General features: G+C 72.2%; 14 protein-coding genes. 4 read left to right on the top strand and 10 right to left on the bottom strand.

Annotated elements, in window-relative coordinates:
* Positions 1-9: 9 nt before the first annotated feature.
* The 3 genes from OHU74_RS11330 to OHU74_RS11320 all read right to left on the bottom strand — a co-directional run bounded on the left by OHU74_RS11330 (position 10) and on the right by OHU74_RS11320 (position 3,504).
* Entirely contained in the window at positions 10-1,284 is a 1,275-nt protein-coding gene (locus OHU74_RS11330; protein WP_371615773.1) for an NAD(P)/FAD-dependent oxidoreductase, read from the bottom strand.
* Between the two features lie 93 nt (positions 1,285-1,377).
* Positions 1,378-2,700, bottom strand: a complete 1,323-nt coding sequence (locus OHU74_RS11325; protein WP_371615772.1) for a deoxyguanosinetriphosphate triphosphohydrolase — start codon at positions 2,698-2,700, stop codon at positions 1,378-1,380.
* A gap of 66 nt (positions 2,701-2,766) precedes the next feature.
* The gene (locus OHU74_RS11320) at positions 2,767-3,504 is read right to left on the bottom strand and encodes a sirohydrochlorin chelatase (protein ID WP_371615771.1); all 738 of its coding nucleotides are present in this window, start codon (positions 3,502-3,504) and stop codon (positions 2,767-2,769) included.
* 331 nt (positions 3,505-3,835) lie between these two features.
* Here OHU74_RS11320 and OHU74_RS11315 point away from each other — a divergent pair, with 331 nt between their 5' ends.
* From OHU74_RS11315 to OHU74_RS11305, 3 genes are all read left to right on the top strand, one after another.
* Positions 3,836-4,561 (top strand): vancomycin high temperature exclusion protein, encoded by a 726-nt coding sequence (locus tag OHU74_RS11315; RefSeq protein ID WP_371615770.1) that lies wholly within the window; start codon positions 3,836-3,838, stop codon positions 4,559-4,561.
* Between the two features lie 78 nt (positions 4,562-4,639).
* Positions 4,640-5,401 carry a glucose 1-dehydrogenase gene (locus OHU74_RS11310; RefSeq protein WP_371615769.1) on the top strand — a complete coding sequence of 254 codons (762 nt, stop codon included), beginning with the start codon at positions 4,640-4,642 and terminating at the stop codon, positions 5,399-5,401.
* Positions 5,402-5,648: 247 nt separating this feature from the next.
* On the top strand, positions 5,649-7,667 hold the full coding sequence (locus tag OHU74_RS11305) for a molybdopterin oxidoreductase family protein (RefSeq protein WP_371619651.1): 2,019 nt from the start codon (positions 5,649-5,651) through the stop codon (positions 7,665-7,667).
* Here the strand turns inward: OHU74_RS11305 and OHU74_RS11300 are convergent.
* Genes OHU74_RS11300 through OHU74_RS11290 form a run of 3 tightly spaced genes read right to left on the bottom strand, consistent with a single transcriptional unit; the run spans position 7,633 to position 10,309 of the window.
* Entirely contained in the window at positions 7,633-8,637 is a 1,005-nt protein-coding gene (locus OHU74_RS11300; RefSeq protein WP_371615768.1) for a nucleotidyl transferase AbiEii/AbiGii toxin family protein, read from the bottom strand. The two genes, OHU74_RS11305 and OHU74_RS11300, sit on opposite strands and share 35 nt — an antisense overlap.
* Positions 8,634-9,728, bottom strand: a complete 1,095-nt coding sequence (locus tag OHU74_RS11295; RefSeq protein WP_371615767.1) for a nucleotidyl transferase AbiEii/AbiGii toxin family protein — start codon at positions 9,726-9,728, stop codon at positions 8,634-8,636. The genes OHU74_RS11300 and OHU74_RS11295 overlap by 4 nt, the downstream gene beginning before the upstream one ends.
* Positions 9,725-10,309: a hypothetical protein gene (locus tag OHU74_RS11290; RefSeq protein WP_371615766.1), complete on the bottom strand. Its 585-nt coding sequence runs from the start codon at positions 10,307-10,309 to the stop codon at positions 9,725-9,727. The genes OHU74_RS11295 and OHU74_RS11290 overlap by 4 nt, the downstream gene beginning before the upstream one ends.
* Positions 10,310-10,442: 133 nt before the next feature.
* On the opposite strand from OHU74_RS11290, the gene OHU74_RS11285 reads away from it, so the two are divergent.
* Positions 10,443-11,591: an RNA polymerase sigma factor gene (locus tag OHU74_RS11285; protein WP_371615765.1), complete on the top strand. Its 1,149-nt coding sequence runs from the start codon at positions 10,443-10,445 to the stop codon at positions 11,589-11,591.
* A 51-nt stretch (positions 11,592-11,642) separates the two neighbouring features.
* On the opposite strand, the gene OHU74_RS11280 is transcribed toward OHU74_RS11285, so the two are convergent.
* The 4 genes from OHU74_RS11280 to OHU74_RS11265 form a co-directional block, all read right to left on the bottom strand.
* The gene (locus OHU74_RS11280) at positions 11,643-13,568 is read right to left on the bottom strand and encodes an ABC transporter ATP-binding protein (RefSeq protein WP_371615764.1); all 1,926 of its coding nucleotides are present in this window, start codon (positions 13,566-13,568) and stop codon (positions 11,643-11,645) included.
* The gene (locus OHU74_RS11275; protein ID WP_371615763.1) at positions 13,565-15,298 is read right to left on the bottom strand and encodes an ABC transporter ATP-binding protein; all 1,734 of its coding nucleotides are present in this window, start codon (positions 15,296-15,298) and stop codon (positions 13,565-13,567) included. Before OHU74_RS11275 ends, OHU74_RS11280 begins: the two co-directional genes overlap by 4 nt.
* A gap of 192 nt (positions 15,299-15,490) precedes the next feature.
* A complete protein-coding gene (locus OHU74_RS11270; RefSeq protein ID WP_371615762.1) occupies positions 15,491-16,930 on the bottom strand; it encodes an FGGY family carbohydrate kinase in 1,440 nt (479 codons plus the stop codon).
* A 107-nt stretch (positions 16,931-17,037) separates the two neighbouring features.
* Positions 17,038-17,346, bottom strand: coding sequence for a YtxH domain-containing protein (locus OHU74_RS11265; RefSeq protein ID WP_371615761.1), 309 nt, complete (start codon positions 17,344-17,346; stop codon positions 17,038-17,040).
* Between the last annotated feature and the right edge of the window lie 109 nt (positions 17,347-17,455).

The following is a 17,455-nucleotide window of genomic DNA, read 5'->3' as shown; positions in this document are numbered from 1 at the left end:
ACAATCCCGTCAGGCCCCCTCCGCCGGTACCAGGGAGGAAAGCGGAACCGTGGGATCCGCCAGCCTTTCGCGATCTACGGGCGCCTTCGACCTGATCAGGGCCTGGATGTGCTCGGCGACGTCCCACACGTTGACGTTCATCCCGGCCAGGACCCGGCCGTCCGACAGCCAGAAGGCGATGAACTCCCGCTTGCCCACGTCCCCGCGGATCAGCACCTGGTCGTAGCCGCCCACCGGGGCGTACCCCGAGTACTCCAGGCCCACGTCGTACTGGTCCGAGAAGAAGTACGGCACCCGGTCGTAACTGACCTCCTGCCCCAGCATCGCCCGCGCGGCCGCCGGACCCCCGTTCAGGGCGTTCGCCCAGTGCTCGACCCGCAGCCGGGTCCCCAGCACCGGATGGTGCGCCGCGGCCACGTCCCCGACCGCGAAGATGTCCGGGTCCGAGGTGCGCAGCGAGGCGTCCACGGCGATCCCGCCGCCGTGCTCCCGGTCCACCAGGGCCAGTCCCGAGGTCTCCGCGAGGGCCGTGCGCGGCGCCGCCCCGATCGCGGACAGGATCGCGTGCGCCGGGTGCTCCTCCCCGTCGTCGGTGCGCGCCGCCAGCACCATCCCGTCGTGCCCGACGATCTCGGTCAGCCGGGCCCCGAAGTGGAACCGGACCCCGTGCGAGGCGTGCAGGTCCGCGAAGAGCCGGCCGATCTCCGGACCGAGCACCGCGTGGAGCGGGGTGGCCTCCGGCTCGATCACCGTGACCTCGGCCCCGTACCCGCGGGCCGCCGCGGCGACCTCCAGGCCGATCCAGCCGGCGCCCGCGATCAGCAGGTGCCCGTTGTCGCGGCCGAGCCCGGCCAGCGCCCCCCGCAGCCGTTCGGCGTGCGCGAGGCGGCGCAGGTGGTGCACCCCGACCAGCCCGGTGCCGGGGATGTCCAGCCGGCGCGGCTCGGCGCCGGTGGCCAGCAGCAGCTTGTCGTAGGGCAGCGCCGTGCCGTCGCCGAGGACCACCTTCTTGGCTTCCCGGTCGAGCTGGACCGCCGGCTGGCCGAGATGCAGCTCGATGTCGGAGGCCGCGTACCAGGAGGGCTCGTGGACGAAGACGCTCTCGCGCTCCTCCTTGCCCGCCAGGTATCCCTTGGAGAGCGGTGGCCGCTCGTAGGGATGGTCGCGCTCGTCTCCGATGAGGATCACCCGCCCCGTGAACCCCTCGGACCTCAGCGTCTCGGCCGCCTTAGCTCCGGCAAGCCCTGCGCCGACGATGACGAATGTCCGGTGTGCGTCGACCACCTGATGCCTCCTCATAACCTCTCCGCCACATGCGACCACATGCGAGCGTCCCGCACTGAGCCTGCCGCGTGAAGGGGCAGTGGCCCGATCGGCTCACCCTTCGGCGCGTCGCGTGCGCATCGTGAGCCGTGAGTGCAGGGAGCGCGCGGAGGCGTCCGTGAGCATCGCGATCTGGTCGACGACCGCGCGTTTGCGGGCCCTGTCGTCCGGTGCGGCGTCGAAGACGGCCCGGAACTGCGGGTCCAGGCCCTCCGGCGCCCGGGCGCTCAGCGCCTCCGCGAGCTCGGCCAGGACGATCCGCTGATCGGCGCGGATCCGCTCCTGCTCGTCGCGCTGCATGACGTACAGGTCGGCGACCGCCTTGAGGACGGCGCACTCGTTGCGCGCCTCGCGCGGGACCACCAGCTCCGCCCCGTACCGGGTCAGGCGGCCGGTGCCGTACGCCTGCCGGGTGGCCCCCTCGGCGGCCAGGCAGAAGCGGCCGATCAGCTGGCTCGTGGCGTCCTTCAGACGGGCCTGGGCCACGGCCGAGCCGTCGTACCCGTGCGGCCACCAGTCCTGCTCCATCAGCCGGTCCAGCGCCTCGCGCAGCTCCTCCGGCTCGGTGTCGGCCGGCACGTACCGGCCGATCGCCACCCGCCAGATCGCGGTGCGCTCGGGCTCGGCGAAGAGCAGGTTCGGGTCGAGGTGGCCGGCGTGCAGGCCGTCCTCGAAGTCGTGGACGGAGTACGCCACGTCGTCGGCCCAGTCCATGACCTGCGCCTCGAAGCACTTGCGGTCGGCGGGCGCGCCGCGGCGCAGCCACTCGAAGACCGGCAGGTCGTCCTCGTACGCGCCGAACTTCACCGATCCGGGGTCGGTGGGGTGGTCCCCGCGCGCCCAGGGGTACTTGGTGGCGGCGTCCAGGCAGGCCCGGGTGAGGTTGAGCCCCACGCTGACCAGCTCGCCGGTGGCCGGGTCGGGGACGAACCGCTTGGGCTCCAGCCGGGTCAGCAGGCGCAGCGACTGGGCGTTGCCCTCGAAGCCGCCGCAGTCCTTGGCGAACTCGTTGAGGGCTTCCTCGCCGTTGTGGCCGAAAGGAGGGTGTCCCATGTCGTGCGAGAGGCAGGCGGCCTCTACCAGATCGGGATCGCAGCCGAGTGCGGCGCCGAGCTCACGGCCGACCTGGGCGCATTCCAGGGAGTGCGTCAGGCGCGTACGGGGACTCGCGTCCCAGTCGTACGAACGCGTACCGGGGGTGACCACCTGGGTCTTCCCGGCGAGGCGGCGCAGGGCCGCGGAGTGCAGTACGCGGGCGCGGTCGCGCTGGAAGGCGGTCCGGCCCGGCCGTTTGTCGGGCTCGGCGGCCCAGCGCTCGGTGTCGGCGGGATCGTAGGGCGGACGGGCGGACGCGGTGGTGCCTTCCAAGCCTTCCATGCCCGAAACGGTAACCGGAGTCACCGACAAGAGGAGCAATCCGAGCAATCCGAACCAACACGCCCTTTAAGCGGTGGCCAGTTCCAGCGGCCCGCTCCGCTCCTCGTACCGCTCCTCCTCCCGCGCCGCGAGGGCTTCGTCGTAGCGCTGGAGCACCAGGCGGGCCAGCGCCGGATGATCGCCCAGCGGGGCGGCGGCCGCTCCCGGCGCGGCGGCGGCGCTCGCGGAGGCGAACCGCCCCGGGGCGGTGAAGTACGAGGCCACCGCGGGCCGGTGGCAGCCCCGGGCGGCCAGGGCCCGTACCGCTTCGGGCACGGTGGGCGCGGCGGCCGAGGCGTAGGCCGCCACCACGGGCACCCCGCCGAGCCGTTCGGACAGCAGGGCGGCGGTGGCCCGCGTATCGGCGGCGGACTCGGGGTCGCGCGATCCGGCGGCGGCCAGCACCACCGCCGACCCGGTGGCCCAGCCGGCCTCCACGAGCCGCTCGTAGAGGGCTTCGACCAGCAGCGGATGCGGGCCGAGGGGGGCCGCCACCCGGGTCCGCAGGTGCCCGGCGCGGGCGGCCGCGGCCGGCAGGTCCCGCTTGACGTGGGTTCCGCGCCCGAGCAGCAGCGGCACGAGCACGGCTTCTCCGGTGGCCCGTTCGAGCGTGTGGTCGAGCAGTGGCCGGTTCAGCTCGACGTGCCCGAGCCGGACACGGAGGCGGGGGCGGAGCTCGCGGACCCGCTCGAGCAGGGCTTCGACGGCGGGGAGGGCGCGCGGGTCACGGCTGCCGTGGGCCACGGCGACGAGGGTGGGCTGCATGGGGGGACTCCCTGGTGTCGGGGGCGCAGCCCGCTGAGCTGCGTGCCGAGCTGGGCGGTGAACCGGGTCAGCAGCTCCGCGGTGGTGGCGGGCTGGAAGGGAAGGGACTCGGGAGGGTGCGCCGGCTCCGTCATGAACCGATCCTGCGCGCCGCACGTTGCCGGTGCGTTGCGCCGGGGTGACGGGTCTTTTCCACCTGCTCACAGGGAGGTGGACGGTGAGGGGCGGGTGCGCTGCGGGGGCGTCGATCCCGGCGGCTCCGGCAACCGCGCGATCTTCCTCGGCGTCCTGAGCTGCGGAACAGGTACCGGGAACAACACGGGGGTCGGGCATGCGCGGGATCGGGACACGGCTGACGGGGCGGCTGCGGCTGCGGCGGCTGCGGCCGGGGGCGCTGGTGCCCGGGAGCGTACGGGCCCGGCGGCGGGCCGTGCAGCTGGTGATGGCCGGCTGCGTGGTGGCGCTGCTGCCCTCCGCGTGGACCCACGCGGCTGCCGGATCCCGGCTGCGGACCACCGCCGACGCGCCCGCCGCCGAGGTGGCGGTGGTCTTCGGAGCCGGGCTGTGGAACGGCCGCCCGACCCCGTACCTCGCGAACCGGCTCGACGCCGCCGCCGAGCTCTACCGCGCGGGCAAGGTCAAGGTCGTCCTCGTCACCGGGGACAACAGCCGCACCGAGTACGACGAGCCCGACGCGATGCGCGCGTACCTGACCGGCCACGGCGTGCCCGACGGGCGGATCGTCAGCGATTTCGCGGGATTCGACACCTGGGACTCCTGCGTCCGGGCCCGGGAGGTCTTCGGGGTCCACCGGGCGGTGCTCATCAGCCAGGGCTTCCACATCCGCCGGGCGGTCGCCCTGTGCGAGGCCGCGGGCGTGGACTCGTACGGGGTCGGCGTCGCGGACGCACACGACGCGACCTGGTACTACGGCGGCACCCGCGAGGTGTTCGCGGCGGGCAAGGCGGCGCTGGACGCGGTGTTCAAGCCGGAACCGAAGTTCCTGGGGCCGAAGGAGGAGGGGGTGTCGCGGGCCCTGGCCGCTCTGGCAGACTGACGCCACTCATCGGTGTATGCCGATTAGTCATATGCCCATTAGTCTCGTGTGTCAGGGGTCGTGGTTACCGTGGCTGTAGTGGATCTGAGCGACAAGGTCGTCGTCATCACCGGCGGGGCCCGCGGCCTCGGCGCGGCGGCCGCACAAGCCGTCGTGGACGGCGGCGGCAAGGTGCTCATCACCGACGTCCTGGAAGCCGAGGGCGCCGAGACGGCGGCCAAGCTGGGCGACTCGGCGCGCTTCCTCAAGCACGACGTGACCAGCGAGTCCGACTGGCAGGCGGCGCTGGAGCACGCGGTCGCCGAGTTCGGCCGCATCGACGGCCTGGTCAACAACGCGGGCATCTCCACCGGCCAGTTCCTGGAGCACGAGAGCGTCGAGCACTTCCGCCGGGTCCTCGAGATCAACCTGGTCGGCGTCTTCATCGGCATCAAGGCCGCGATCCCGCTCATGCGGGAGAACGGCGGCGGCTCCATCGTCAACATCTCCTCCGCCGCCGGCCTCACCGGTCTCGCGCTGACCGCCGGGTACGGGGCCTCGAAGTGGGGCGTGCGCGGACTGTCGAAGATCGGCGCGGTCGAGCTCGCCGAATCCCGGATCCGCGTCAACTCCGTCCACCCCGGCATGACGCTGACCCCGATGACCGCCCCGATCGGCATCCAGCCGGGCGAGGGCAACTACCCCGGCGCCCCGCTGGGCCGCGTCGGCCTCCCCGAGGAGATCGCCGCCGCCGTCGCTTTCCTCCTCTCGGACGCCGCGGGCTACATGACCGGCGCCGAGCTCGCCGTCGACGGCGGCTGGACGGCCGGCCTCACGGTGAAGTACCTCACCGGGCAGTGAAGTACCTCACCGGGCAGTAGGGCCCGCGCTGAGGTGCCCGTACAAGAGGCGTAACCGGGCGCGGCGGCGGGCGTAACACCCGCGACGCATGGTGAGGCGCATGCACACCCCGGGAGCCGCACCGGCCGACACCGCCTCCTCCGCCGTCACCGTCACCGTCACCGCCACGGCCACCGACAGCGTGACCGCCACGGCCACCGACAGCGTGACCGCCACGCACTGCCCGTACTGCGCGCTGCAGTGCGGCATGAACCTCCGCCCCGAACCGGGCGGAGCGTCGGTGACGGTGGAGGAGCGCGCGGACTTCCCCGTGAACCGGGGCGCGCTGTGCGGCAAGGGCCGCACCGCCCCCGCCGTGCTCTCCTCCCGGGTGCGCCTCACCGAGCCGCTCGTCCGCACCCACGCCGGCCGGCTCGAGCCGGCCACCTGGGAGGAGGCCCTCGACGCCGTCGCCGAGGGCCTGGCCCGTACCCGAGGGGCGTACGGGGCCGACGCGGTAGGGGTGTTCGGCGGAGGCGGGCTGACCAACGAGAAGGCCTACGCCCTCGGGAAGTTCGCCCGCGTCGCCCTCGGAACCTCGCAGATCGACTACAACGGCCGGTTCTGCATGTCCTCGGCCGCCGCCGCGCACCAGCGGGCCTTCGGGCTCGACCGGGGGCTGCCCTTCCCGCTGGAGGACATCCCCCGGACCGGCTGCGTCATCCTCGTCGGCTCCAACCCCGCCGAGACCATGCCGCCCGCCCTCCGGTTCTTCCGGGAACTCCGCGAGAACGGCGGCACGTTGATCGTGGTGGACCCGCGCCGCACGCGGACCGCCGAACAGGCCGACCTGCACCTGGCCCCGCGCCCCGGCACGGACCTGGCACTGGCCCTCGGCCTGCTCCACCTCGTCGTCGCGGGCGGCCACACGGACGAGGAGTTCATCGCCTCCCGCACCACCGGCTGGGAGGAGGCCCGCGCGGGCGCGATGGCGCACTGGCCCGAGCAGGTCGAGCGGATCACGGGCGTACCCGTGCCCAAGCTCCGCGAGGCGGTCCGGATGTTCTGCGCACCGCAGTCCGCGATGGTGCTCACCGCCCGCGGCCCCGAGCAGCAGTCCAAGGGCACCGACACCGTCGGCGCCTGGATCAACCTCTGCCTCGCCACCGGCCGCGCCGGCCGCCCGCTCTCCGGCTACGGGTGCCTCACCGGGCAGGGCAACGGCCAGGGCGGCCGCGAACACGGCCAGAAGGCCGACCAGCTCCCCGGCTACCGAAAGCTCACCGACCCGGCGGCACGCGCACACGTGGCCGGGGTCTGGGGCATCGACCCCGCGGACCTCCCCGGCCCCGGCCGCAGCGCGTACGAACTCCTCGACTCCCTCGGCACGGACGTCAGGGCCCTGCTCCTGATGGGCTCCAACCCGGTGGTCTCCGCCCCCCGCGCCTCCCACATCGAGGACCGCATCCGCTCCCTGGACTTCCTGGCCGTCGCGGACGTGGTCCTCTCGGAGACCGCGGCCCTCGCCGACGTGGTCCTGCCCGTCACCCAGTGGGCGGAGGAGACCGGCACCACCACCAACCTGGAGGGCAGGGTCCTGCTCCGCCGCCAGGCCCTGACCCCGCCCCCGGGCGTCCGCAGCGACCTGGAGGTCCTGCACGGACTGGCCGCCAGGCTGGGCATGCCGAAGGCCTTCCCGGTCTCGCCCGAGGAAGTCTTCGAAGAGCTCCGCCGTGCCTCGGCGGGCGGCCCGGCGGACTACGCGGGCATCACCTACGCCCGCATCGAAGCCGAACAGGGCGTCTTCTGGCCCTGCCCGGCCGAGACCCACCCGGGCACCGAGCGCCTCTTCCTCGACCGCTTCGCCACCGAGGACGGCCGGGCCCGCTTCGTCCCCGTCGTCCACCGCGACTCCGCCGAGGTCCCGGACGCCGAGTACCCCCTCCTCCTCACCACCGGCCGGGTGGTCGCCCAGTACCAGTCGGGCGCCCAGACCCGCCGGGTGGACGAGCTCAACGAGGCCGCCCCCGGCCCCTTCGTGGAACTCCACCCCCGCCTCGCGGCCCGCATCGGCGCGGTCGACGGAGCCCCCCTCGCGGTCACCTCCCGCCGCGGCCGCGCGGTGGCCCCGGCCCGCATCACCGACACCATCCGCGCGGACACGGTCTTCATGCCCTTCCACTGGCCGGGCGAGGGCCGCGCCAACACCCTGACCAACCCGGCGCTGGACCCCGTGTCCCGGATGCCGGAATTCAAGGTCTGCGCGGTCCGCGTCGAGCCGGCCTAGGCGTGTCCGGGGACCCGGCGAAGGTCGGCGCCAGCGCCGCCACCAGCCGCCGGGCGTACTCCTCCTCCGGGCCGGAGAGCTGCGGGTACTCGGCCGTGAAGTGGTCCCACTCGTGGCCGACGTTCCCGTACGCGGCGATGTCCTCCATGGTCACGCCCGGGTGGCGCAGCGGCTGTTCGGGGGCCAGCCGGAACACCTGGTCCAGCAGGGCGTACGGCAGGTCGAACGCCTCGGCCAGCAGGACCGCGTCATAGAGGTCCTTGCCCTGCGGGTAGGAGTCGCTCACCAGCCACAGCAGCTTCCAGGCCAGGGACAGCGCGGGGGAGGCTGCCAGGACCACGGCCCCGCAGGCGAGTTCGACCGGCTCGGGTTCCTCGGGCAGCCGCTCGTTGAACACGAAGTCGAGCTGGACCTCCCCGCCGGGCAGCCCCGGCACCTCCCACGGCAGCACCATCCGGGTCCCCGGCACCCGGTCGTACGTCCAGATGCCCTCGCAGACCGCCCCGGACTCCTTGATCCCGGCCCGCCGCGCCGCGCCGGCGGCGATCCCCTCCAGCATCCGGGCCGTCCGCCCGTCGTCGATGTTCCAGCTCCGCGGTACGACCACGAAGTCCAGGTCGCCGGGCTCTCGTGCGGCCTCCCCGAACCAGTCGGCGAGCAGCACGCTCCCGCGCAGCACCAGTGAGTCCCCCCACGGGGATTCCGACACCGCCAGGAGTACGGCGTCCAGCGCCGCCCGCCGCGCCGCCAGCCACGCGCTCGTCCGGGCCGGGTCGTCGAAGACCGGGTCGCCGGCCCGGTAGGCGTTGTGGAACTGCTTCAGCGAAGGGTCGAAGACGGCCCGCTGGCGGACATCGTCCCCGGCCACCGCCCGCAGCGTCGCGGGAAGGTCGTGCTCGCGGCGCGTCACCTCGTCCAGCGGCTCCTTCGGCAGCTCGTCATCGCGCCACCCCAACTCACGCCACGTCATCGGTCGTCCCCTCCTGCGTCCTCGGCGGACTGGTCCTCGGACTCCTCCTCGTACTCCTCGTCGTACTGCGCATCGAACTCCGCGAACCCCTCGAAATCATCGAGCCACTGCCTGACCCGCTCGGTCGACCGGCCCCGGAAGGTCGGATAGATGGCGCCGAGCAGTCGCTCTTTGTAGTCCATACCCTGTTCGGGGCCGGCCAGATGCGGGTACTCGGCGGCGAAGTGCCGCCATTCCCGGTCGACCCTCGGCTTGATGACGACGTCCTGCAGGTCCGGCTCCCGGCCCATCGCTATCGGCCACTCCTCGAACACCTCCAGCAGCAGCTCGTACGACAGCGGATACTCCTCGGCGAGCAGCACGGCGTCGTAGAGGTCCTTCCCCTGCGGATTGGCGTCGCTCGCCAGCCACAGCAGCTTCCAGGCCAGGGACAGCGCGGGCGTGGCGGCCATGACCAAGGCCCCGCAGGCGAGTTCGACCGGTTCCGGTGCGACGGCCAGCTTCTCGTTGAACACGAAGTCCAGCTGGACCTGCCCGGCGGGCAGCCCCGGTACCTCCCAGGGCAGCACCATCCGTGTTCCCGGCACCCGGCCGTAGGTCCAGATGCCCTCGCAGAGGGCCCCGGAATCCTTGATCCCGGCCCGGCCCGCCGCGGCGGCGGCGATCCCGTCCAGCATCCGGGCCGTCCGGCCGTCGTTGATGTTCCAGCTCTGCGGCACCACCACGAAGTCCAGGTCGCCCGGCTCCCGGGCCTCCTCCCCGAACCAGTCGGCGAGCAGCACGCTGCCCCGCAGGACGAGCGAGTCCACCCACTCGGACTCGGCGACCGCCAGCAGTACGGCGTCCATGGCGGCCCGCCGCGCCCGCGCCCAGGCGGCGGTCCGCTCCGGGTCGTCGAAGACCGGATCGCCGGCCCGGTAGCCCCGCGCGAAGTGCTTCAGGGAAGGATCGAAGACCGCCTGCTGACGTACGTCGTCCCCGGCCACCGGCCGCAAGGTGCGGGGCAGTTCCTTCTCTGCCCGGGTGGCCTCGTCCAATGGCTCCCGGGGCAGCTCGATGGGCTCCCATCCGAACTCGCTCCACTTGCTCATCGCGGCCCCTCCTCGATCCACCCGTCGTCCACCGACAGATCGCTGTCGTACAGCACGAACTCCCGCTCCTGCGAGTCGATCTCGTACCCGGCGCCCACCAGCTCCGCGATCAGCGCGTCGCAGGCCCGCGAGGCTCCCGCCGGCCCTGCCGCGCCCGCGCACCGCTGCGTCACGAAGCGTTCGTGGCGTCCCCCGACAAGGGCCCGGCGGGCGTTCCACGAGACGTGCGCCCCGTGCGGGACCACCAGGGACTCCAGGGCGGCGCGGTCGTAGTCGGCCGGGAGCAGGAGTTTGACGTGGTGCTCGAAGTACCCGCCGCCCGGGCCCGGCCGGTCCGTGGTCCAGGGGACGGTCTCGACCTTGACCCGGACCGGGTCGAAGCCGGCGGCCCGCAGTGCGGGGACGAGTCGCTCGTGGCTTTCGCGGTCGGGCAGCGTCAGCATCGGCTGCGAGACCATCCGGCCCCGGGCCAGCAGGATGTGGGTGACCTTCAACTCCCGCGCCCCGGACCACGCTTCGAGTCGGTCGAGCTCCGCCGGATCCGGGCAGCGCACGGTGACATGGGTTTCGTACACAGACATGGCAGTGATCTTCTCGGACATGCGTCCGATCCGCATCGGGGTTCTGGTCCGGGGGTAACGATGGGTTACGCACCGGACCCAGAAAGTGCCCGCACGCCCCTCGTGGCAGTGATGTGTCGTACGCCACACTGAGGTGCGGTGCCCCCGTCCTCGGAGCCCTGTGGAGGTCGCCCCCGTGCAGACCCAGAGCCTGACCGTCAGCGTGAGCCCGCCCGCAAACGCCGCCGCGGAAGCCGAAGCCGCCGCGGGCGAAGAGCCCGAGGCGGACGCCGTGGACGGGGAGGAGCCCGAGGAGGAGCCCGAGGTCCGTGAGCTGGCCGAGCAGGTGCCCGTGCAGCGCAAGCGCACGGGGGACAGCTCCGCCGGAGCGGGCCCGTCCGCCGACCTGTTCCGCCAGTACCTGCGCGAGATAGGCCGCATCCCGCTGCTGACCGCCGCCGACGAGGTCGATCTCGCGCGGCGCGTGGAAGCGGGACTGTTCGCCGAGGAGAAGCTCGGCAGTGGAGAGCGGCTCGATCTCCAGCTCACGCTCGACCTGGACAAGCTCGTCGTCATGGGCCGGATGGCCAAGCGCCGCCTCATCGAGTCGAACCTGAGGCTCGTCGTCTCCGTCGCCAAGCGCTACGTGGGCCGCGGACTGACCATGCTCGACCTGGTCCAGGAGGGGAACCTCGGACTGATCCGGGCCGTTGAGAAGTTCGACTACGCCCGCGGGTACAAGTTCTCCACCTACGCCACCTGGTGGATCCGCCAGGCCATGTCCCGGGCCCTCGCCGACCAGGCCCGGACCATCCGCGTGCCGGTCCATGTGGTCGAGCTGATCAACCGCGTCGTCCGCGTCCAGCGCCGCATGCTCCAGGAGCGCGGGTACGAACCCACCGCCGAAGAGGTCGCCGCCCACCTGGAGCTGACCCCCGAGCGGGTCCTGGAGGTGCTGCGCCTCGCCCAGGAGCCGGTCTCGTTGCACGCCCCCGTGGGCGAGGAGGACGATGTCGCGCTCGGCGACCTCATCGAGGACGGCGACGCCGCCTCGCCCGTGGAATCGGCCGCGTTCTTCCTGCTCCGCGAGCACCTGGAAGCGGTCCTGTCCACCCTCGGCGAGCGGGAGCGCAAGGTCGTCCAGCTGCGTTACGGGCTCGCAGACGGCCGCCCGCGCACCCTGGAGGAGATCGGCCGGATCTTCGGCGTGACCCGCGAGCGGATCCGCCAGATCGAGTCCAAGACCCTCAACAAGCTCCGCGACCACGCCTTCGCCGACCAGCTCCGGGGATATCTGGACTGAAACGGGAAGGGGGCGCCCCGAAGGACGCCCCCACCCGCTCGCGCCGGAAGGTCAGTCGACCTCGGCCACCGCCTGGGCGAACTGCGCCGCGTACAGCCGCGCGTACGCGCCGTTCGAGCCCAGCAGTTCCTCGTGCGTGCCCTGCTCCACGATCGAGCCGCTCTCCATCACCAGGATCAGGTCGGCGTCGCGGATCGTGGACAGCCGGTGCGCGATCACGAAGGACGTGCGGCCGTGCGCGAGGCGCGCCATCGCCTTCTGGATCAGCACCTCGGTACGGGTGTCCACCGAGCTCGTCGCCTCGTCGAGCACCAGGATCACCGGGTCGGACAGGAACGCCCGCGCGATGGTGATCAGCTGCTTCTCGCCCGCGCTGACGCCCGCGCCCTCGTCGTCCAGCACCGTGTCGTAGCCCTCGGGCAGGGTGCGGACGAACCGGTCCGCGTGCGCCGCCCGCGCGGCCTCCTCGATCTCGGCGCGCGTCACCTCGCGCGAGGCTCCGTAGGCGATGTTCTGCGCGATGGTGCCGCCGAACAGCCAGGTGTCCTGGAGCACCATGCCGATGCCGCTGCGCAGTTCCTCGCGGGTCATCTTCGCGATGTCCACGCCGTCGAGGGCGATCCGGCCGCCCGTGACCTCGTAGAACCGCATCAGGAGGTTGACCAGCGTGGTCTTGCCGGCGCCGGTCGGGCCGACGATCGCGACCGTGTGGCCGGGGTCGACCGTGAGCGAGAGGTCCTCGATCAGCGGCTTGTCCAGCTCGTAGCGGAAGGCGACCTTGTCGAAGGTGACCTGTCCGCGCACGGTCTCGGGGCGCTCCGGAACCTCGACGTCCGGGTCCTGCTCCTCCGCGTCCAGCAGCTCGTAGACCCGCTCCGCGGAGGCGACGCCGGACTGCACCAGGTTGGCCATCGAGGCGACCTGGCTCAGCGGCATCGAGAACTGCCGCGAGTACTGGATGAAGGCCTGCACGTCACCGATTGACAGGGTGCCGGAGGCGACCTTCAGACCGCCGACGACCGCGACGAGCACGTAGTTGATGTTCGAGATGAACATCATGACGGGCTGCATGATCCCGGTGACCAGCTGCGCCTTGAACGAGGCCTTGTACAGCTCCTCGTTCTGCTCGGCGAAGAGGGCGGCGGACTCCTTCTGCCGGCCGAAGACCTTGACCAGCGTGTGGCCCGAGTACATCTCCTCCACGTGCGCGTTGAGCGCGCCCGTGGACTTCCACTGCGCCACGAACTGCGGCTGCGACTTCTTGCCGATCTTCGCGGCCACGTACCCGGAGACCGGGATGGTCACCAGGGCGACCAGAGCCAGCACCGGGGAGATCCAGAACATCATCGCCAGCACGCCGACGATGGTGAGCAGCGAGTTCATCAGCTGCCCCATCGTCTGCTGGAGCGTCTGCCCGATGTTGTCGATGTCGTTCGTGGCCCGGCTGAGCACCTCGCCGCGCTTCTGCTTGTCGAAGTACGACAGCGGCAGCCGCGACAGCTTCGCCTGGAGGTCCTCGCGCATCCGGTACACGGTGCCGTTCTGGATGTGGTTGGACAGCCGTGTCGCGACCAGCATCAGCAGACCGGCGAGCGTGAAGACGGCCAGCGCCCACAGCGCCACCGCCCCGACCGCGCCGAAGTCCACGCCCTTGCCCGGGGTGAAGTCGGTGCCGGACAGCATGTCCGCCATGCCGCCGTCGCCGTGGGCGCGCATCCCCTCCAGGGCCTGTTCCTTGGTGAGCCGCGGATCCAGGTTCTTGCCGACGATCCCGGCGAAGACCAGGTCGGTGGCCTTGCCGAGGATCTTGGGACCGGTCACCGAAGCGGCGACGGAGCCGACGACCGCGACGACCATGCCGAAGAGCTTGGCCCGGTCGCGGGCCAGCTCGCGCAGCAGCCGCTTGCCCGAGCCCTTGAAGTCCATGGACCGCGTCGTCGGCGGTCCCATCATCATTCGTCCTCCGGGCCCGCTCATGCGGCCTCCGCCTCCGTCAGCTGGGAGAGCACGATCTCCCGGTAGGTCTCATTGCCGGCCATCAGCTCGTGATGGCGTCCCTCGCCCACGACCTGCCCCTCGTCGAGGACGATGATCCGGTCGGCGTCGCGGATCGTGGAGACCCGCTGGGCGACGATGACCACGGTCGCTTCCTCGGTCTCGCGGGCGAGCGCGGAGCGCAGCGCCGCGTCCGTCGCGTAGTCCAGGGCCGAGAAGGAGTCGTCGAACAGGTAGATCTCCGGGCGCTGTACGAGCGTGCGCGCGATCGCGAGCCGCTGGCGCTGTCCACCGGAGACGTTGGTTCCGCCCTGGGCGATGGGCGCGTCCAGCCCGCCCTCCAGCTCGGAGACGAAGCCCTTGGCCTGCGCCACCTCCAGCGCGTGCCACAGCTCTTCGTCGGTGGCGTCGGGGCGCCCGTAGCGCAGGTTGGTGGCGACCGTTCCGGAGAACAGGTACGGCTTCTGCGGCACCATGCCGACCGTCTTGGCCAGCAGCTCCGGGTCGAGGCGGCGTACGTCCTCGCCGTCGACGAGGACCTCGCCGCCGGTCGCGTCGAACAGCCGGGGGACCAGGCCCAGCAGCGTGGACTTGCCGCTGCCCGTGGAGCCGATCACGGCGGTGGTCTCGCCGGGGCTGGCCACCAGGTCGACCCCGCGCAGGACGGGGGACTCGGCACCCGGGTAGTGGAAGTCGGCGCCGCGCAGTTCGAGGCGGCCGTGGCTCAGCAGCTTGCGGACCGGGTCGGTGGGCGGGACCACGCTGGAGTCGGTGTCCAGGACCTCCTGGACGCGCTCGGCGCAGACCTCGGCGCGCGGCACCATCATGAACATGAAGGTGGCCATCATCACGGACATGACGATCTGCATCAGGTAGGCCAGGAAGGCCGTCAGCTGGCCGATCTCCATGCCGCCGCTGTCGACGCGCATCGCGCCGAACCAGATGACGGCGACGCTGGAGATGTTCACGACCACGATGACGGTCGGGAACATCAGCGCGAGCAGCTTGCCGGCCGCCAGCGAGACGCCGGTGAGGTCGGCGTTGGCCTCGCGGAAGCGGTCCTTCTCGTAGTCGTCGCGGATGAAGGCGCGGATCACCCGGTTGCCGGTGATCTGCTCGCGCAGGACCCGGTTCACGGTGTCCAGGCGCGTCTGCATCTTGCGGAACAGCGGCCGCGTCCTCAGGACGATCGCGCCGACCGACAGACCCAGGACGGGGACGACGGCGAGCAGGACGCCCGACAGCTTCACGTCGAGCGAGAGCGCCATGAAGATGCCGCCGACGCACATGATCGGAGCCGAGACCATCAGGGTGAAGGTCATCAGGACGAGCATCTGGATCTGCTGCACGTCATTGGTCGTACGGGTGATCAGCGACGGCGCGCCGAACTGGCCGAGCTCTCGTGCGGAGAAGCTCTGCACGCGGTCGAAGACGCCGGCTCGCAGATCGCGGCCGAAGGCGGCGGCGGTGCGGGCGCCGAAGTAGACGGCGCCGCAGTTGCAGACGAGCTGCACGAGGGAGACGCCGAGCATCAGGGCGCCGAAGCGCAGGATGTAGCCGGTGTCGCCGTGGACGACACCGTTGTCGATGATGTCGGCATTGAGCGTGGGCAGGTAGAGGCTCGCGCTGGTCTGCAGCAGTTGCAGCAGGACCAGCACGGCGATCGGTTTCCGGTACGGACCGAGGTGGGTCCGCAGAAGTCGTATGAGCACGCGCAGGCTCCGGTCGGCATATCGAGGGGGTTCACCCCATCTTCGGCCAAACGGGTGCCCGATCCCCACCGGTTTTCGCAAAGCCCGGCCAAAAGGAGTAGACCGGGCTGCTCGGGTCCTAAGCCTCCGCGAGCCGCTCGTGAGCCCTTCGCGAGCCCGTCGTGAGCCCTTCCCGAGCCCTTCGCGCCGGGCTCAGAAGGCGCCCGGGTGGATCTGCTCCCGCGTGGCGATGTACTGCTGGCGCACGCCCTGCCAGGCGGGGTACTCCTCGTCCGGCTCGAAGACCTGCGCGGCCGGGGCGGGCCACACCGGAGGGGTGTGCGGGGTCAGCGTGCCGCGTGCGACGCCCAGCGCCCACGCCGCCTGACGGGCCGCGCCCAGGGCCGCGTAGTCCGCCGGCGCCGGTACGACGATCTGTGTGCCGAAGAGCCCCGGTGCGAAGGCCTGGACCGCGGGCAGCTCGGCCGCCGCGCCCAGCAGGAACACCCGGCGGATCTCCACCCCGCGGCTGCGGAGCACGTCGAGCGCGTCCACCAGCCCGCACAGCATGCCCTCGAAGGAGGCCCGCGCCAGGTGCTCCGGCTTCATGGAGTCCCGGCGCAGCCCCGACAGGGTCCCGGCGGTCTGCGGCAGGTTCGGCGTCCGCTCACCCTCCAGGTACGGCAGGAGTACGAGTCCGTGGGCGCCCGGGGTCGACTTCAGCGCGAGCTCGCTCAGCCCGTCCAGGTCGGTGCCCAGCAGTTCGGCGGTGCCGCGCAGGGCCCGTACCGCGTTGGAGACGTTGACCACGGGCAGGTGCATCCCGGCGGCGTCCGCGAGCGAGGTGATCAGCCCGCCCGGCTCCGACAGCGCCTCGTGGTGCACCGCCATCACCGACCCGGACGCGCCCAGCGAGACCACCGCGTCGCCGGGGCCCATGCCGAGCCCGAGCGCGGCGGCCATGGTCTCGCCGGTCCCGGCGGAGATCAGCAGCCCCTCGGGCGTGGTCCCGGCGGCTTCGCAGGGGCCGAGCACCTCGGGCAGCAGCGCCCGGTGCCCGAGCGCCAGCTCGACCAGGTCGGGGCGCCAGGAGCCGGTGGCCGCCGACCAGTACCCGGTGCCGGAAGCGCCGCCCCGGTCGGTGGTCCGCCGGGCCGGGCGGCCCAGCAGCTGCCACACCAGCCAGTCGTGGGGGGACATCACCACGGCGACCCGGCGGGCGGCCTCGGGCTCGGTACGGGCCAGCCAGGCGAGCTTCGCGAGCGGCTGCGCCGAATGGGGGACGGAGCCGACGGCTTCGGCCCAGGCCTGGCGGCCGCCGAGGGAGTCGATGAGATCGGCGGCGGCGACCTGGCCGCGCTTGTCGTTGCCCACCAGGGCGGAGCGGACGAGGCCGCCCTGCGCGTCCAGTGGCAGCACGGCGTGCTGCTGGGCGGAGACCCCGATGGCTTCGACGCCTTCGAGGAGCCCGCCGCCGGCGGCCTCTCCGAGGGAGAGCAGCCAGGCCTGCGGGTCCGTCTCGTGCGGTACGGCGTCGCCGGTGGGCTGCGGATGGGGGGCGTACCCCTGGCGCAGCACGGCGCCCGTCTCGGTGTCACAGACGACGATGCGAGTGAAGGCGGAAGAACTGTCCAGCCCGGCGACTATCCCCATGCGGAGAATTCTGCCGCACGTATGGACGAACTCCGCCGCCCCGAGCCCCGCGGGGCCCCGGCCGGAGACCGGCCGGGGCCCCGCGGGGGTTGTCCTGGAGGTTGCCGTCAGGTGTTGCTGGTGCCCCAGTCGTCCTCGCCGGCGCCGCTGCCGCCGACCCGGGCGCGCAGGCCCCGTACCCGCCCGGCCAGGGCGTCGGGCACGGCGTCGCCCACCTTGTCGCTCACCGCGGCGAAGGCCTTGCCCGCGAACTCGCGGCCGCTGTGACCTGCGGTCTCGGCGGCGTTGCGGACGACCGGACTCTGCGCCAGCTCGCGCGCGGACTTCTTCAACTGTTCATAACGCTCGCGCCCGGCCCGGGTCCCGAGCACGTACCCGAGGGCCAGTCCGACCGCGAACGTGACCTTGTACCGCATGCCTGTCACCCTTCGTCGTGTGGTGCCCGGCCTGCTGTCGATACCGATTGGCGGAGCACCCCCCTGCTTGCGCTAATCTATGACTCGCAACGGGCGCTCGCCCCCTGGC

Origin of the sequence: Streptomyces sp. NBC_00454 (assembly GCF_041434015.1) — a bacterium.
GTDB lineage: Bacteria > Actinomycetota > Actinomycetes > Streptomycetales > Streptomycetaceae > Streptomyces.
This window is presented reverse-complemented; position numbering and strand designations above follow the sequence as displayed.

Excerpts from the sequence above, each read along its gene's own strand:
- OHU74_RS11325 (WP_371615772.1), bottom strand. The coding sequence starts at position 2,700 with ATGGAAGGCTTGGAAGGCACCACCGCGTCCGCCCGTCCGCCCTACGAT.
- OHU74_RS11320 (WP_371615771.1), bottom strand. The coding sequence starts at position 3,504 with ATGCAGCCCACCCTCGTCGCCGTGGCCCACGGCAGCCGTGACCCGCGC.
- OHU74_RS11315 (WP_371615770.1), top strand. The coding sequence starts at position 3,836 with ATGCGCGGGATCGGGACACGGCTGACGGGGCGGCTGCGGCTGCGGCGG.
- OHU74_RS11305 (WP_371619651.1), top strand. The coding sequence starts at position 5,649 with ATGAACCTCCGCCCCGAACCGGGCGGAGCGTCGGTGACGGTGGAGGAG.
- OHU74_RS11300 (WP_371615768.1), bottom strand. The coding sequence starts at position 8,637 with ATGACGTGGCGTGAGTTGGGGTGGCGCGATGACGAGCTGCCGAAGGAG.
- OHU74_RS11295 (WP_371615767.1), bottom strand. The coding sequence starts at position 9,728 with ATGAGCAAGTGGAGCGAGTTCGGATGGGAGCCCATCGAGCTGCCCCGG.
- OHU74_RS11290 (WP_371615766.1), bottom strand. The coding sequence starts at position 10,309 with ATGTCTGTGTACGAAACCCATGTCACCGTGCGCTGCCCGGATCCGGCG.
- OHU74_RS11280 (WP_371615764.1), bottom strand. The coding sequence starts at position 13,568 with ATGAGCGGGCCCGGAGGACGAATGATGATGGGACCGCCGACGACGCGG.
- OHU74_RS11270 (WP_371615762.1), bottom strand. The coding sequence starts at position 16,930 with ATGGGGATAGTCGCCGGGCTGGACAGTTCTTCCGCCTTCACTCGCATC.
- OHU74_RS11265 (WP_371615761.1), bottom strand. The coding sequence starts at position 17,346 with ATGCGGTACAAGGTCACGTTCGCGGTCGGACTGGCCCTCGGGTACGTG.